This window comes from Paenibacillus sp. GL_099_B (genome assembly GCF_057835695.1).
This window is the reverse complement of sequence record NZ_CM174430.1, coordinates 69,743-84,835: the sequence shown is the minus strand read 5'-3', so window position 1 is coordinate 84,835 and position 15,093 is coordinate 69,743. Positions and strand designations below refer to the sequence as shown.

The following is a 15,093-nucleotide window of genomic DNA, read 5'->3' as shown; positions in this document are numbered from 1 at the left end:
TAATTTAACACGTTTGTATTATAATAATCAACAATGATATAATCTTTTTATGCCTAAAATAGTTGATCACGAGAAACAACGTCTGCTCGTAGCCGAAGCGGCTTGGCGTGTCATCCGAAGAGATGGCATGGAACAGGCCTCCGTTCGAAATATTGCGGTAGAAGCTGGAATATCGGCCGGGTCTATGCGCCACTACTTTTCAACCCAATCAGAACTACTCCTATACGCAATGAATCTGGTATCCGAACGGGTATCGAATCGAATCACACAGATGTCCTTTGATGCATCTCCTTTGGAGAATATGAAGCTTCTGTTGTTAGAACTCTTGCCAAGTACGGATGAAAAAATAGCCGAAATGGATGTGTGGTACGCTTTTACAGCCAAGTCCAAGACTGACCCTGTTCTCAAAGAGCATGCCGACAAAGTCTATGATGAACTCAGACACGCGATGGCTACAGTTATCACCTACCTAATGGAGCTCAATCTCTCCCGTACAGACCTCGATAAGGAGCTGGAGATTGAACGGCTGTACGCACTGGTCGACGGTTTGGGAATTCATGCGATTCTTCGTCCTGACCAGATGAACACCAAGATTATGGAGAATATCCTTACCACGCATCTTGCAACGTTATGCAAGGATGCAGAATAACATTCGGTTACAAAATTAAATACAGCTCTTATCCTTCGCACAACCGTAACCAAGTAATTACTTCTATGAAACAAAAAAACCGTCAGGCATTAGTTGTAACTAACCTATGTATCCACAATAGGGTTAGTCCTAGATGCGTGACGGTTTTTCCTTTTATCCAATAATAATCCGGCCCTCCGGATGGCGATACAGCTTCTTCTCTTTACGTGGACGAAGCGCATATGCAATGGTGAGTGGACCAATACGTCCGATAAACATCGTGAAGGCGATAATCACTTTTCCCCATACCGTTAATTCATGTGTTACTCCCACCGACAGACCTACTGTCCCAATTGCCGATGCCGCCTCAAACATGAGTGAAAGGAACGGTGCATCCTCTGTCGTAAGTAGTAGCATTACTACAACCATGAATATGATCAAGGAAACCATAATAATCGTCAATGCTCTCATCAGCAAATCTTTCGGAACACGCTGACGGAAAAATACAATATCTTTATTGCCACGAATCATGGCATACACCGCTCCAATCATGATCAGGAACGTTGTCGTCTTGATCCCACCCCCGGTTGATCCCGGAGATGCCCCAATAAACATCAACAGAATGAAGAAGAACTGGGTAGCCTGCCTCATCTGGGTAATATCAATGGTGCTCGTACCCGACGAACGTGTAGAGACCGATTGGAAGAACGAGGCGTATATCTTTTCACTCCAACTGAGAGACGCCAGTGTGTGCCCATTGGTGAACTCAAATACAAACAGTACAATTGCTCCGATACCAATCAGTGCACCTGATACGGACAATACCAGTTTGGACTGCAACGATAACCGACGACGCTTGCGGAACTCAAACAAATCATTCAGCACCACAAAGCCGAGTCCACCCGATACAACCAGCACAGAAGCTGTCAGGTTAAACAACCAGTCCCCTGTATAATACTGAAAACTGTTGCCAAACAAATCGAAACCACCATTATTAAATAATGAAACCGAGTGAAAAGCACCATAGTATACCGCCTGCCAAAAAGGCATCTCCGTTGCCCAGCGTAGTGCCAATATAACAGCAGCCACCCCTTCAATGGTAAACGAAAAAATGAGAACTTTGCGAATAATACGTACAATGCCTTCCATACTGTCAGCGTTGATAGCCTCTTTCAACAGAAGCCTGTCCTTTAGCGAGATACGCTTACCCAATACTAACGCAAACAACGTTGCGATGGTCATGAAGCCAAGTCCACCTAGCTGCATAAGCACCATAATCACAATTTGACCAAACAGGTTGAAGGTCGTCCCTACATCCACTACGACCAGCCCAGTCACACATGCGGCAGAGGTAGACGTAAACAGCGCATCAATAAACGCCAAATGCTCGCCGCTTTGATTGGAGATAGGTAGCATGAGCAGAATCGTACCGATCATGATAATAAGCATAAAACCACCAACCAGAATCAATGGGGGTGATAGGAATTTAGCAATGTGAAGCCTAAACTTCATGGAGGGCACCTCTTTTAACATAATACAAGCAGGTAGGCGAACAAATTCTGTCACCACACTTTGGTAACACATGTTGTTTCGACGAATCTGTCACTTCGATGCCTATGTAAACCTAAAGAGGAACTTGCCACCAGCATCATACTGAACGGCAGGTTCCTCTTCTATTATGAACGAGTTAAACGTTCCTTATTTAATCCTGTGTACGAGGACGCATGTGCGGGAAGAGCAGTACGTCACGAATGGACGGCGAGTTGGTCAACAACATGATCAGACGGTCGATACCGATCCCCAGTCCACCTGTTGGTGGCATACCATATTCGAGCGCACGGATGAAATCATCATCCATTTCGTGTGCTTCGTCGTTCCCGTGTTCTTTCTCCAGCAATTGTGCCTCAAAGCGCTGACGTTGATCAATTGGATCATTCAGCTCCGTAAAGGCATTTGCATGCTCACGTCCAACGATAAACAGCTCGAAGCGGTCCGTGAAACGTGGATCTACATCGCTCTTCTTCGCCAGTGGAGAAATCTCAACCGGATGCCCCATGATAAAGGTTGGTTGAATCAACGTCTCTTCTACAAAATGTTCGAAGAATGCATTCAGAATATGACCAAATGTCATATGCTTTTCAACCGGAACTTTATGTTCTTTCGCCAAACGATGAGCTTCCTCGTTCGTCATGTGCACGGAGAAGTCCACGCCTACAACTTCCTTAACCGCGTCTACCATCGTTACACGGCGCCATTGTGGTGTAAGATCCACTTGATAGTCTGCATATTGGATAACTTGCGTACCAAGCACTTCCTGTGCGATGTGAGCAACAAGATTCTCAGTCAAACGCATAATATCCTGATAATCAGCATATGCCTCATAAAGTTCAATCATCGTGAACTCAGGGTTATGACGTGTCGACATTCCTTCATTACGGTATACACGGCCGATCTCATATACCTTCTCCAGACCGCCTACAATCAGACGTTTCAGGTGAAGCTCAATCGCAATCCGCATGTACAATTCCATATCAAGCGCATTATGATGCGTGATGAATGGACGCGCAGCGGCACCACCAGCGATGGTGTGCAGCGTCGGAGTTTCGACTTCCAGATAGCCCAGAGAATCCAGGTAACGGCGCATCGACTGAATGATTTTGGAACGAGTAATGAAGGTCTGTTGCACTTCACGATTCATAATCAGGTCAACGTAGCGCTGGCGGTAACGTAGCTCTACATCCGCGAGTCCATGATATTTATCCGGAAGTGGGTAAAGTGACTTGGACAATACTTCGAGATTTTGAACTTTAACCGAAGTTTCACCTGTCTTGGTTTTGAAGATTACCCCAGAGACACCTACAATATCGCCGAGATCGAGCAGGCTGAACGCGGCGTATTTGTCTTCCGGCACAGTATCCTGACGAACATAGATCTGGATTCTGCCGCTCAGGTCCTGAATATGTGCAAAGCTCGCTTTACCCATTCCCCGCTTCGCCATAATCCGTCCGGCAATACTGACTTCGATGTGCTTCTCTTCCAGCTCTTCCTTGGTCAGTTCTTCATACTTCTTCAGAATGGAGCCGGCTTCTTCCGTACGTACGTATTTTTGGCCAAAAGGGTCGATCCCCAATTTGCGGAGCTCGTCCAATTTGTCGCGGCGAATTTGTAAAAGCTCACTTAGTTCGGTTTCGGTTTCCTGATTCAAGACTTCATCCGTCATGATCTATATTCATCTCCTTATTTACATTGCAGGCATCTTCAGAGGTATTCTGCCTCAAATGTTGAAAAAAGCTTCCCTAAGGAAGCTTTTGTCTCCGTACCCGACTGCTTCATTGCTTATATTACTTTTTGATGTCTACAATTTTATATTGAATTACGCCAGCAGGCACACTTACATCAACAACCGTACCTTTTTTCTTGCCCAGAATGGCTTTGCCAACAGGGCTTTCGTTCGATATTTTGTTTTGCAGCGGATTGGACTCCGCAGAACCTACAATCGTATATTCGGTGATATCACCGAATTCCAGATCTTCTACAGTGACTGTTGCACCCACGCTTACAGCTTCGGTATCGATCTCGTCGCTGTTGATAATCCGTGCGTTCCGAAGCAATTTCTCCAAAGTAATAACGCGGCCTTCAATGAAAGCCTGTTCGTTCTTCGCGTCTTCGTATTCGGAGTTTTCACTGATATCTCCATACCCGATGGCTACCTTAATCCGTTCAGCCACTTCGCGGCGCTTCACTGATTTCAGCATTTCCAGTTCTTCTTCAAGCTTCTTAAGTCCCTCTGGTGTAAGGATAACTTCCTTATCGCTCATCTCAACCGATTCTCCTGTCATGGGAATAATTTGATTGCACGGCAACGGAACCAGTGCTGTTTACAGAGCTCCGCCCGCATACATCTTCAAAACTATATGAAGTTCTCCGGAGAAACAGAACGTTCCTCCTGATGCACTAGCCTTATGACGCACATGGCGAATTTATACTGTGAAATTATAGGGTAACGGTCTCGAAAAGTCAATGTTACGCCCCCTATAGCTGTAAACGTTTTACAGCAGTAGATCAGGATGCATTTTCGGCTACTGCTGGTTCTGACTCCAGATTGCCTTCCATATGCAGCTGGCCTACAAAGTTCTCCAGAATGTGCACCATCTCATCACGTTTGGTTTCTTCCATAATAACGTCCTTGATGCGGGCAGATCCTTTCAGACCTTTCAGATACCAAGCCAGGTGTTTACGCATCTCGCGAACAGCAACAGCCTCACCCTTCAGTGCAATCAGACGATCCATATGCAAAATGGCAACCCGAATCTTCTCTTCCCCATTCGGGTCAGGAAGCAGTTCGCCGGAACTCAAGTATTGAATGGTCCGATACAACATCCATGGGTTACCCAGGGCGGCACGACCGATCATAACTCCGTCACAACCCGTTTCATCCAACATGCGACGGGCATCTTCCGGTGAAGATACATCTCCGTTCCCGATAACCGGGATGGAGACAGCCTCTTTGACATTTTTGATGTGTGACCAGTCCGCTGTACCTGTGTAGAGCTGCTCACGTGTACGGCCGTGTACACTTACCGCTTGTCCACCAGCGCGTTCAACCGCAAGTGCATTCTCAACCACGTAGATATGCTCGTTATCCCAGCCGATCCGCATCTTGACTGTAACTGGCTTATCTACCGCGTCCACAACAGCGGATACCATTTCATAAATTTTGTTCGGATCAAGCAACCAGCGTGCACCTGCATCACAGCTCGTCACTTTGGGCACAGGGCATCCCATGTTGATGTCGATGATGTCAGCATTGGTTTCTTTGTCCACAATTTTGGCTGCTTCTACGAGGGCTTGACGATCTCCCCCCCAAATTTGCAGGCTCAGCGGTTTCTCACGCTCATCTACAAACAACATCTCACGTGTACGCTTGTTACCATGCACGATGGCTTTGCCACTCACCATCTCCGCACATACGAGGCCTGTTCCGAATTCTTTTGCGATCAGACGGAAAGCCGGATTACACACGCCAGCCATCGGCGCAAGTACAACCTGGTTTTTCATTTCAATGTCACCAATTTTAAGCATGGTAGTCGTTCCACTCCTTTTTAAACCGACTCTTGCATGAATCCTGGTTGTGTTTTAGTTTGTATAAGATCAACGAATAATGACGATGTTTTCTTTTTAGTAAAAAGCGGTCTTAGTTCCCCTGTAATTCCTCAATGCTGATCGACAATACCCCAGCAATTAGATTCAGCTCCCGTTCAACTACTTTGCGGTTGCCTCGTTCAATCATACCGAGAATGGCCAGCGATATGCCCGTCTCAGCAGCGAGTTCCTGTTGTGTTAAACCTTTCAGCTTCCGGAAAGCCCGGATTCGATTGGCCAATTGCACGTTTTCCAAAGCTGTATTCCATCCTTTCCATCCAGTACAGACAACGATGATTGTACAAAGGTATACAAACCTGAATGCTCATCTTCGGTTACGATATCAGCCAGTGGCACCAATACAAACGCCCGTTCACCCATCCGTGGATGCGGCAATTGCAGCCGTTCGGTATCACTCGTCTCTCCATCCATCCAAAGCAGATCCAAATCGACTGTACGAGGGCCCCAACGGATATCACGAACCCGCCCAAGCCGTGTTTCAATATCCAGCAGTTCCGTGAGCAGCTGCTCTGGCAAAAGTGTAGTCTGTACCGCAGTTGCCATATTCAGAAACGCTGGCTGGTCCACATAACCTACCGGCTCCGTCTCATACAGCGCAGAACAGCGCAGGACGGATATATGAGGATGTGCATCCAGCAACGTTAACGCCTCAAGCAGCGTCTGTTCCCGGTCACCCAAATTAGCCCCTAAAGCAATATAAGCCTCTGAAGATTCAGAGGTCGAATGTGCAATCATGATCGGTTCTCACTTTCTTGTGCGGCGAAGCTCTACAGTTACGCCCCCAAAATGAATATCGAAAGGCGGATGCGGCTTCGTCACCTTGACTGTCAATGCATTGATAATAGTATAAGTGTCTAGTAAAGAAGATGCAATATGTTCGCCCAAAGCTTCAATTAACTGGAATGATTTATTTTCAACGATCTGTTTTACCAGCTCATGGATCTCCGCATAATTGATGGTTTTGGTCAAATCATCGTTACGCCCAGCCTCGCCCAGATCCATATCGATCTCCAGATCAATATAATAACGCGCCCCCAGCTTCCGTTCCTCGGCAAATACGCCGTGATATCCGTAATACTCCATTCGATGCATTACCATTCTATCCATAAGTTCGCCTGCCCTCTATATATAATGAATTCATGGTTCGATGTTTGTTCCTATTGCAAAACGCTGCGCTTCTACTGGACGGGTCACCGAACCCGCCAGGATCATTTCCTCCGCAAGCCTGGAGATGCATACAGCATGGCATCACTCATGTCCACCGTGCGCCGAATCGGTTTCACATCATGGACACGGACCATCTGGCATCCTTGGGCTATGCCAAAGGCAACCGTAGCCGCTGTACCCTCCAGCGCATCATCCGCCTGTACCTGTAAGGTGTTCTGGATAAACCTTTTACGCGAGGTGGCAAGCAGAACGGGATACCCCATCTCATTGAGCAGCCCGAGCGATGACATGAGCACCAGATTTTCGTTCAGATCTTTCACAAAGCCAATGCCCGGGTCCAGAATAATCTGATCGGGTTGTACTCCGGCCTCTAGCGCAATCTGTATACTCTCCTGAAGATCACTGACTACATCAACCAAATATTTGGTATAGTCTCGTTCTTGCCGGTTGTGCATTAGGATCAAAGGGCATCCAAGTTCTGCCGCAGTACGAGCCATCTCCGGGTCAGCCTTGGCACCCCACACATCATTGATGATGTGTGCTCCAGCCTGAATGGCCTGGCGAGCGACATCCGCTTTATAGGTGTCCACCGATATCGGAAAATGTGGAGCCTGCCGCCGCAGTGCTTCAATGACCGGAATGATCCGGCTGAGCTCTTCATCAGCGCCAACGATATCTGAACCCGGACGTGTGGATTCCCCGCCAATATCAATGAGATCCGCGCCGTCTTCCATCATCTGAATGGCGTGAGCCACCGCTCGCTCCACACTGGTATAACGTCCCCCATCCGAGAAGGAGTCCGGCGTGACATTCAGAATGCCCATAATAAGTGTACGTGTGCCCAGTTTTAGCGCTGCTGGCCCCCACGCATAATTCCGTTCATAAATGACTGGTGTAAGTGTCATGAAGTATACCCCGCTTTCTGCCGGTACATACCCAGTAGCGCTTCTGTAACCGGGCCTATATGTCCGCTGCTGATTACCGTTTCCATTCCATCCTGATCCCTCAACGCAGTAACTGGAACAAGTTCAGCAACAGAGCCTGTCAAAAAGATCTCATCTGCCTGTAATAGCTCCTCCCAAGGAAACAAACCTTCCTTGCAAGGCATTCCTTGCTGAGCTGCAAGCTCCAGTACAACGGCTCTGGTGATTCCCGGCAAAATGCCAGTCGCAAGTGCTGGCGTATAGAGTACGCCCTGTCTCACCCAGAACACATTGCTGACAATCCCCTCAGCTATGTAGCCATCTCGGGTTAATTGCAGACCTTCCGCTCCTTGCACATGCTGCCCGTATCCGTTCAGTTCCCGTTTCGCCAGAATGCTATTCATGTAATGCAGCGATTTGAACCGAACTTCTCCTTCAGGCGTGTTACGGGGCGTCGACAGACGTTGAAGCATTTTACCATTTTCATATAGAGATGGAGAGGGTTCAGGTAGTGCTTTTGCCAATACGATATGATTGGGTTTCACATAATCCCCCGAAGGTAGCCCCAGCGGGGCTTCGCCCGCAGATACCGTATAGCGCACATAGGCATCCTGGAGTTCATTAGCAAGCAACAGGTTTTTGATCCATTCCGTCACCTCCGCTGCTGTTGCTGTGAAAGGAATGCCCAGTTCACGGCAGCCTGAAGCCATCCGCTCCAAATGACTTTCCAGCAGAAAAGGAACTCCCTGATACGTCCGGAACGTCTCGAACAATCCGAGTCCGTACAAAAAGCCGTGATCCGTCACCGGAACCACGGCTGCCGCCATATTGACCAATTCTCCGTTTATCGCGGCATATTTCATCTCTATACCTTTACCTGCTGAGACAGGAAGTTACGCAGCATTTGATGACCGTGATCCGTAATGATGGATTCGGGATGGAACTGAACACCTTCAATCGCATATTCCTTGTGACGCAAGCCCATAATCTCGCCTTCCGCCGTCTCGGCAGTAATCTCCAGACAATCTGGCAGACTGCTGCGTTCTACGATCAGGGAGTGATATCGCGTTGCCGTGAAGGGCGATGGTAATCCGGTAAATACGGATGTTCCGTTATGGTGCATCTCCGATGTTTTGCCATGCATCATGCGGTCGGCACGAATAACATTGCCTCCGAAAGCCTGTCCAATCGCCTGATGTCCCAGACATACGCCGAAGATCGGAATACTGCCCTTGAAGTGATCAATGACCGCCAGACTAATGCCAGCCTCATTCGGAGTACAAGGACCCGGTGAGATCAAAATATGATCAGGTGCCAATGCCTCGATGCCTGCCAGATCAATCTCATCATTACGGCGAACTTCCACCGTCTCCCCCAGTTCACCCAGATATTGAACCAGGTTGTACGTGAAGGAATCATAATTGTCGATAACCAGTATCATGTCTTTGTTCCTCCTGCTCTTCCGTCCACACAGAGGACGGCTGCTTGATTATTTTAATTTAACAGCTTCAGCTTCCTCGCTGTAACTCACAGCCCTCATCATGGCTCTTGCCTTGTTGCGGCACTCCTTATATTCCCGATATGGATCTGAGTCGATAACGATGCCCGCTCCTGCCTGTACATATCCCACTCCATCTTTAATGGAAAGTGTACGAATGACGATATTCAACTCCATATTGCCACTGTAGTCCATCCACCCAATCGAACCTGTATACGGTCCGCGACGCACAGGCTCCAGTTCTTCAATGATTTCCATGGTGCGAACTTTGGGAGCACCCGTAATCGTTCCACCTGGGAACGTCGCTGCGATCACATCAAATACGGATAGTCCGTCTGCCAGCGTTCCCTCGACTTGAGAAACCAGATGCATGACATGCGAATACTTCTCGATCGTCATTAGTTCAGGCACGTGGACCGAGCCATAAGCTGCAATTCGTCCGATATCATTCCGCTCCAGATCGACCAGCATAATATGTTCTGCCCGTTCCTTCTCACTGTTCAGCATCTCAGCGGCCATCAACTCATCCTCAGCTTCATCCCGCCCTCTTCTCCGTGTGCCTGCGATTGGACGAGCGCTCACCTTGCCATGATCCACTTTGACGAGCAACTCAGGTGAACCGCTCACCAGTTGAAATTCCGGACTACGCAGCATTCCCATGTAGGGAGAGGGGTTCACGAGACGGAGCCATTCATAGATGTGCTCTGCACTGGACTTCAGACGTTTCTCCTGTCGCAGGGACAGGTTCACTTGAAAAACATCCCCCTGCCGGATATATTCCTGCACCGTGCGTACTGCCTGCTCAAAGTCCTGTTGGGGAAAGGAGGTATGCCACCCTTCCGTTTCCCGCTCCGAATCCAATGATTGCGCAGTGAGATGAATGTGGTTATGGCGATGCTCCAATGCCTGCTGCTGCTCTTCCGCCTGGGCAAATCCCAGAATATGCAGCCAGCGCTGCTGCATGGCTGCTGCTCGCTCTTCTGCTTCTGCGAACAACCTGCGAAGCTGAGCTTCATCCTGATCCGGCTGTACAGCCAGATGAACCATGCAGAACAGCGCCTGCTGTTCATGGTCATACGCCCATATTTCTTCAAAACGCATCCACCAATAATCCGGAAGAGCCGGATTGTCTTCTGCCAAAGTTGGCAGCTTTTCCAGGGATCTGGCTATGTCATAGCTTAGATACCCTGCACAACCACCACCAAAGTCTGGAGCCCCGCTCACCTTTGGTGCACTGTATGGCGCAGCCCACCTTTTTAATACTTCAAGCGGTTTCCCACAGTCAGTCCGGGTACCGCCTTGAATAAGATCATGAATAACAGCTTCATTGCCCTTGCCGGAAATAACGGATACCGGGTTTAATCCCAGAAAGGTATACCTTCCGCCTTTACCATTCTCCAACACCATTGCATAGGGTGACGCCTGCTGCCAGGCTGCTTCCCACGTTAACGGTAAACCGCCATGATACGGTCCCTTATCCGACTTGATCATATACGGCATCATGGTCCAACCTTTTCCGGCCCACTCTGTCCAGTCGGCGTATGTTGTCATCAGGTGTGTCATTGCGGTTTGCCGCCCTCCATCTGTCGCTAGTTCTATTGTCTGATAGTATACTAAAGCGCCGCTGCTTTTAAAAGCATTCAGCAAAAAATCCTCCACACCCGGCATGCGGGCAAGGAGGATTTGTTTCATCAATTGTTAAGCTTAAGCTTCGAAGTTGTAAAGTGGCGTACTGAGGTAACGTTCGCCGTTACTTGGCACGATAACTACAACGCGTTTGCCTGCGCCCAACTGTTTAGCTACTTGCAGACCTGCGCGGATGGCTGCACCGGAAGAAATACCGGATAGAATACCTTCTTCCTTCGCTACCTGACGAGCCGTCTCGAACGCATCATCATTCTCGATGTGAATGATCTCGTCATAGATTTCCTGATCAAGAATCTCAGGAATAAAGTTAGCACCGATCCCTTGAATTTTGTGAGGACCCGGTTTGCCACCTGCCAAGATTGGCGAAGCTGCTGGTTCAACGGCAACGATTTTAATCCCAGGGTAGGTTTCCTTCAATACTTCACCTGTACCTGTAATCGTTCCGCCTGTACCGATTCCTGCAACGAAAGCATCCAACGTACCGCCTACGGATTGAATGGCTTCAACAATCTCAGGGCCAGTCGTTTCACGGTGGATCTTCACGTTGGCTTTATTTTTAAATTGCTCAGCCATGAAATAAGATGGATTTTCCTTAAGCAATTCCTCAGCTTTTTTAACTGCACCATTCATACCTTCGGCTCCCGGTGTGAGCACAAGCTCAGCTCCATAGGCGCGAAGCAGGTTACGACGCTCCATGCTCATCGTTTCCGGCATAACAATAACAGACTTATAGCCTTTGGCTGCAGCCACCATAGCCAGTCCAATTCCTGTGTTACCACTTGTTGCTTCGATGATGGTATCACCCAGTTTCAGCTTGCCTTCTTTTTCCGCTTCTTCCACGATGCTAATCGCGATACGGTCTTTGACGCTTGAACCTGGATTCTGGTATTCCAGTTTCACGAATACTTCAGCACTGCCTTCAGGTACGATACGGTTCAGACGAACAAGCGGAGTACCTCCGATAAGTTCTGTTACGTTATTAACTACTTTAGCCATATGAATGCCCTCCTTAGTGGGATGAATACTACTTAAGTCCTGTTGCCATATACATGTGTGGCCGAGCAGCCTCTAGATGTTATAGAAGAACTACGGAAATCCGTCTGAGTTCATTCCGTCTGCAATAAACCGGACAGAACCTGGGTTTCCGAAGATTTCTTTGTTCATATAAATGGTTTTATTCCGAGTAAATGAGTAGGTTTTTGATTATTTTTATCTTATCAACGTTACACCCTATTGTCAATATGAGTACTCAAAAAATACTCCGCCCTGGGCCCTAAGGCTGTAGACAGAGTATTTTTATCAAGATGCAGCAGGACATTCGTTTGCAGGATAATCAGGATGCCGGAATTTCAGTGATGATGACAGCTTCATACTTGTTGCGAAGCCTTTCCTCCACCTGGGGCAGGGGATCAGCCTGGCTGAGAGCCAGCTGCATCCAAATCTCTTCGCGGACCTCTTCTGCGGGTTGCACCTGAGGCTCTTGTTTGTCGTTCATTTTAATGATGGCGTAGCCTTCTTCCACCTTCACCGGCCCTGCAATATCGCCAACGTCCAGTTGAGCTGCAAGTTTGAGGATTTCTTCGGACTGAAACGGATCGTTTTGCTCGATCCATCCCAGACGACCGCCCGAATCACGGGAGTAACTGTCCGTCGATTCATTACGTGCGGTTTCTTCAAAGTCTGCTCCCTTGTCGAGCGCATCCAGAATTGTTTCGGCCCGTTCCTCTTCCTTCAATACAATGATAGACAGATCATATTTCTCTGGGGAAACATAGTCTTCATGGTGTTCGTTCCAGTAATGCTCGATATCTGCATCCTTGATCTGTATACCGCTCGTCGCGATTTTCTCAAGTAAAAGTCGGTATCCTGCCTCCAACTCGAGGTCTTGCCTGGATAAACCCAGTTGGGACTGCATCTCGTCAAAATACGCCTTCTCCGAATCATATCCATCCATGGCCGCGGCAAGTTCCTTCGCAATTTCTTTGGGAGTCACCGTCAGATTACGATCGAGCGCTTCCGCATATACGGCTTTTCGATTGAGCATCTGGAGCAGCAGTTCACTGCCATAGCGCCGTTTCAACGCATCGGTCCATTCCTTGTTGGTGATGACCTCCCCATTGATCGTTGCTACCGCACTTCCCTCTTCCTGATTGGCATCCTGAGGCGAATCTGCTCCTTCACGTCCATTCCGTAAGCCTTGCACAACCATAACCGAGCCCATCACCAGCATTCCAAGCGTCAAGACAATTACAGCCGTCCATAACCCTTTTTCCTGTCTTGTCATTCCGCGTCCCGTCCCCGCATAAAATCAGTTCTTGGCTTGCTCTAGGATGGTCTCAAGTTGTTCCTTGTTGAAATCGTAAGCCTCATTGCAAAATTGGCAGACCACTTCAGCCTGGCCTTCTTCCTCAATCAATTGTTCCATTTCGGATTGACCCAGACTGATCAACGTTTTCTCTACCCGCTCACGTGAACACTCACAGTGGAAATGAATATCCATTTCGTCCATGACCTGTACATCAGGCAGTACGCGACGAAGCAGTGCTTCCAGTTCAAGCCCCTCAGCCAGCAGAGACGTCACTGGCGGCATTGTACCAATGGCGTTTTCAATCACCGTAATCTCATCATCCGTCAAACCTGGAAGCAACTGTACAATGAATCCACCGGCTACAATAACCGAATTGTCGGTATCCACCAGTACACCAACTCCTACAGCAGAAGGCGTCTGCTCCGATTTGGCAAAATAGTACGTAAAGTCTTCGCCAAGTTCTCCCGAAATAATCGGTACACTGCCGCGATAAGGCTCTTTCAGCCCCAGATCCTTGGTTACGTTCACGAATCCTTCTGTTCCGACTGCGCCAGCAACGTCCAGTTTGCCCATACTGTTGGCCGGCAGATGTACATGCGGATTGCTTACATAGCCACGAACTTCACCCTTTGCATTAGCATCAGCAACAACTTGTCCAATGGGACCGTCGCCTTTGACTTGAATAGTCAGCTTTTCTTCTCCCTTAAGCATAGCACCCATAATGGATGCTGCTGTAACCGTACGCCCCATAGCTGCTGTAGCCGTGGGAAACGTATCATGTCTTCTGCGCAGTTCCTCAACCAGTTCCGTCGTCTGGACAGCAAAGGCCCTAACCCGTCCGTTCATTGCTGTACCGCGAATTAACCGGTCTTGTTTGTTGTTGTTTTCCAAGTCATTCAGCCTCCTTTGGCGTAATCGCCAGTTATAGAAAAAACGGCATAACATATAAGACTGTAATCTCAGCCCGCTGTTTGCCGTCTCTGTTCTTACCTTTCCCGGTTCCGCTCATAAACGATACGCAGCCCTTCAAGCGTAAGCAGCGGATCCACTTCATCGATGCTGCGTGTTTCTTCTGCAATCAGCTTGGCAAGGCCTCCGGTTGCAATCACTCTAGGCTTGGCTCCCATTTCCTCGCGAATACGCTCCACGATGCCGTCCACCTGCCCTGCATAACCATAAATAATGCCGGACTGCATCGCATGAATGGTGTTACGACCAATGACTTTCTTGGGCTTCTCCAATTCAATGCGAGGTAGCTTGGACGCCCGTTCATAGAGCGCTTCGGTTGCAATATGGATGCCGGGTACAATAGCACCGCCCAGATAATTTCCTTTCTCGTCAATACAGTCGAATGTGGTCGCTGTACCGAAATCGACCACAACCAGAGGGCCGCCATACTTCTCAACGGCTGCTACTGCATTAACAATGCGATCCGCGCCAACTTCACGAGGATTCTCATACCGCAGGTTCAGACCGGTTCGGATACCAGGCCCAACGAGTAGCGGTTTTTTGCCTACGTATTTCTCACACATGGCTTCAATCACATTCACCAGCGGCGGAACCACGGATGAGATGATCACACCTTCAATGTCGCGTGTTGAAATACCCGACATATGAAATAAATTATAAATCAATACGCCGTATTCATCCACTGTCGACTGCCGGGATGTACTCAGGCGAAAATGGTGGAGCAACTCCCGGCCTTGATACACGCCGAGTACGATATTGCTGTTGCCCACGTCTACCACAAGAATCAAAG

At 48.4% G+C, this 15,093-nt stretch carries 16 protein-coding genes; 1 reads left to right on the top strand and 15 read right to left on the bottom strand.

What is annotated here, in order from left to right; all coding sequences use genetic code 11:
* Positions 1 to 49: 49 nt before the first annotated feature.
* A complete protein-coding gene (locus tag AC3ITG_RS00395; protein WP_489252489.1) occupies positions 50 to 649 on the top strand; it encodes a TetR/AcrR family transcriptional regulator in 600 nt (199 codons plus the stop codon).
* Between the two features lie 153 nt (positions 650 to 802).
* Here the strand turns inward: AC3ITG_RS00395 and AC3ITG_RS00390 are convergent, their stop codons facing one another.
* The 15 genes from AC3ITG_RS00390 to AC3ITG_RS00320 all read right to left on the bottom strand — a co-directional run bounded on the left by AC3ITG_RS00390 (position 803) and on the right by AC3ITG_RS00320 (position 15,091).
* On the bottom strand, positions 803 to 2,140 hold the full coding sequence (locus AC3ITG_RS00390) for a TrkH family potassium uptake protein (protein ID WP_489252488.1): 1,338 nt from the start codon (positions 2,138 to 2,140) through the stop codon (positions 803 to 805).
* A gap of 190 nt (positions 2,141 to 2,330) precedes the next feature.
* Positions 2,331 to 3,848 carry a lysine--tRNA ligase gene (gene lysS, locus AC3ITG_RS00385; protein WP_413373819.1) on the bottom strand — a complete coding sequence of 506 codons (1,518 nt, stop codon included), beginning with the start codon at positions 3,846 to 3,848 and terminating at the stop codon, positions 2,331 to 2,333.
* 121 nt (positions 3,849 to 3,969) lie between these two features.
* A complete protein-coding gene (gene greA / locus AC3ITG_RS00380) occupies positions 3,970 to 4,446 on the bottom strand; it encodes a transcription elongation factor GreA (RefSeq protein WP_053778901.1) in 477 nt (158 codons plus the stop codon).
* A gap of 244 nt (positions 4,447 to 4,690) precedes the next feature.
* Positions 4,691 to 5,710, bottom strand: coding sequence for a tRNA dihydrouridine synthase DusB (gene dusB / locus AC3ITG_RS00375; RefSeq protein WP_063568396.1), 1,020 nt, complete (start codon positions 5,708 to 5,710; stop codon positions 4,691 to 4,693).
* 112 nt (positions 5,711 to 5,822) lie between these two features.
* A complete protein-coding gene (locus AC3ITG_RS00370) occupies positions 5,823 to 6,026 on the bottom strand; it encodes a helix-turn-helix domain-containing protein (protein WP_063568397.1) in 204 nt (67 codons plus the stop codon).
* Positions 5,978 to 6,526: a 2-amino-4-hydroxy-6-hydroxymethyldihydropteridine diphosphokinase gene (gene folK / locus AC3ITG_RS00365; RefSeq protein WP_024633743.1), complete on the bottom strand. Its 549-nt coding sequence runs from the start codon at positions 6,524 to 6,526 to the stop codon at positions 5,978 to 5,980. The genes AC3ITG_RS00370 and folK overlap by 49 nt, the downstream gene beginning before the upstream one ends.
* A gap of 9 nt (positions 6,527 to 6,535) precedes the next feature.
* On the bottom strand, positions 6,536 to 6,898 hold the full coding sequence (folB, locus tag AC3ITG_RS00360; protein ID WP_053778905.1) for a dihydroneopterin aldolase: 363 nt from the start codon (positions 6,896 to 6,898) through the stop codon (positions 6,536 to 6,538).
* A 101-nt stretch (positions 6,899 to 6,999) separates the two neighbouring features.
* Positions 7,000 to 7,863, bottom strand: a complete 864-nt coding sequence (gene folP, locus AC3ITG_RS00355) for a dihydropteroate synthase (RefSeq protein WP_489252487.1) — start codon at positions 7,861 to 7,863, stop codon at positions 7,000 to 7,002.
* Positions 7,860 to 8,744: an aminotransferase class IV gene (locus AC3ITG_RS00350; RefSeq protein WP_413373821.1), complete on the bottom strand. Its 885-nt coding sequence runs from the start codon at positions 8,742 to 8,744 to the stop codon at positions 7,860 to 7,862. The genes folP and AC3ITG_RS00350 overlap by 4 nt, the downstream gene beginning before the upstream one ends.
* A gap of 2 nt (positions 8,745 to 8,746) precedes the next feature.
* Positions 8,747 to 9,322 carry an aminodeoxychorismate/anthranilate synthase component II gene (pabA, locus tag AC3ITG_RS00345; RefSeq protein WP_079347471.1) on the bottom strand — a complete coding sequence of 192 codons (576 nt, stop codon included), beginning with the start codon at positions 9,320 to 9,322 and terminating at the stop codon, positions 8,747 to 8,749.
* Between the two features lie 48 nt (positions 9,323 to 9,370).
* On the bottom strand, positions 9,371 to 10,942 hold the full coding sequence (locus AC3ITG_RS00340) for an anthranilate synthase component I family protein (RefSeq protein ID WP_413379843.1): 1,572 nt from the start codon (positions 10,940 to 10,942) through the stop codon (positions 9,371 to 9,373).
* Positions 10,943 to 11,083: 141 nt separating this feature from the next.
* Positions 11,084 to 12,022 carry a cysteine synthase A gene (cysK, locus tag AC3ITG_RS00335; RefSeq protein WP_413373822.1) on the bottom strand — a complete coding sequence of 313 codons (939 nt, stop codon included), beginning with the start codon at positions 12,020 to 12,022 and terminating at the stop codon, positions 11,084 to 11,086.
* Between the two features lie 337 nt (positions 12,023 to 12,359).
* Complete coding sequence (locus AC3ITG_RS00330; protein ID WP_413373823.1) at positions 12,360 to 13,310, bottom strand: peptidyl-prolyl cis-trans isomerase; 951 nt, start codon at positions 13,308 to 13,310, stop codon at positions 12,360 to 12,362.
* A gap of 24 nt (positions 13,311 to 13,334) precedes the next feature.
* Entirely contained in the window at positions 13,335 to 14,225 is an 891-nt protein-coding gene (gene hslO / locus AC3ITG_RS00325) for an Hsp33 family molecular chaperone HslO (protein ID WP_413373825.1), read from the bottom strand.
* A 95-nt stretch (positions 14,226 to 14,320) separates the two neighbouring features.
* A complete protein-coding gene (locus AC3ITG_RS00320) occupies positions 14,321 to 15,091 on the bottom strand; it encodes a type III pantothenate kinase (protein ID WP_413373826.1) in 771 nt (256 codons plus the stop codon).
* Positions 15,092 to 15,093 lie beyond the last annotated feature (2 nt).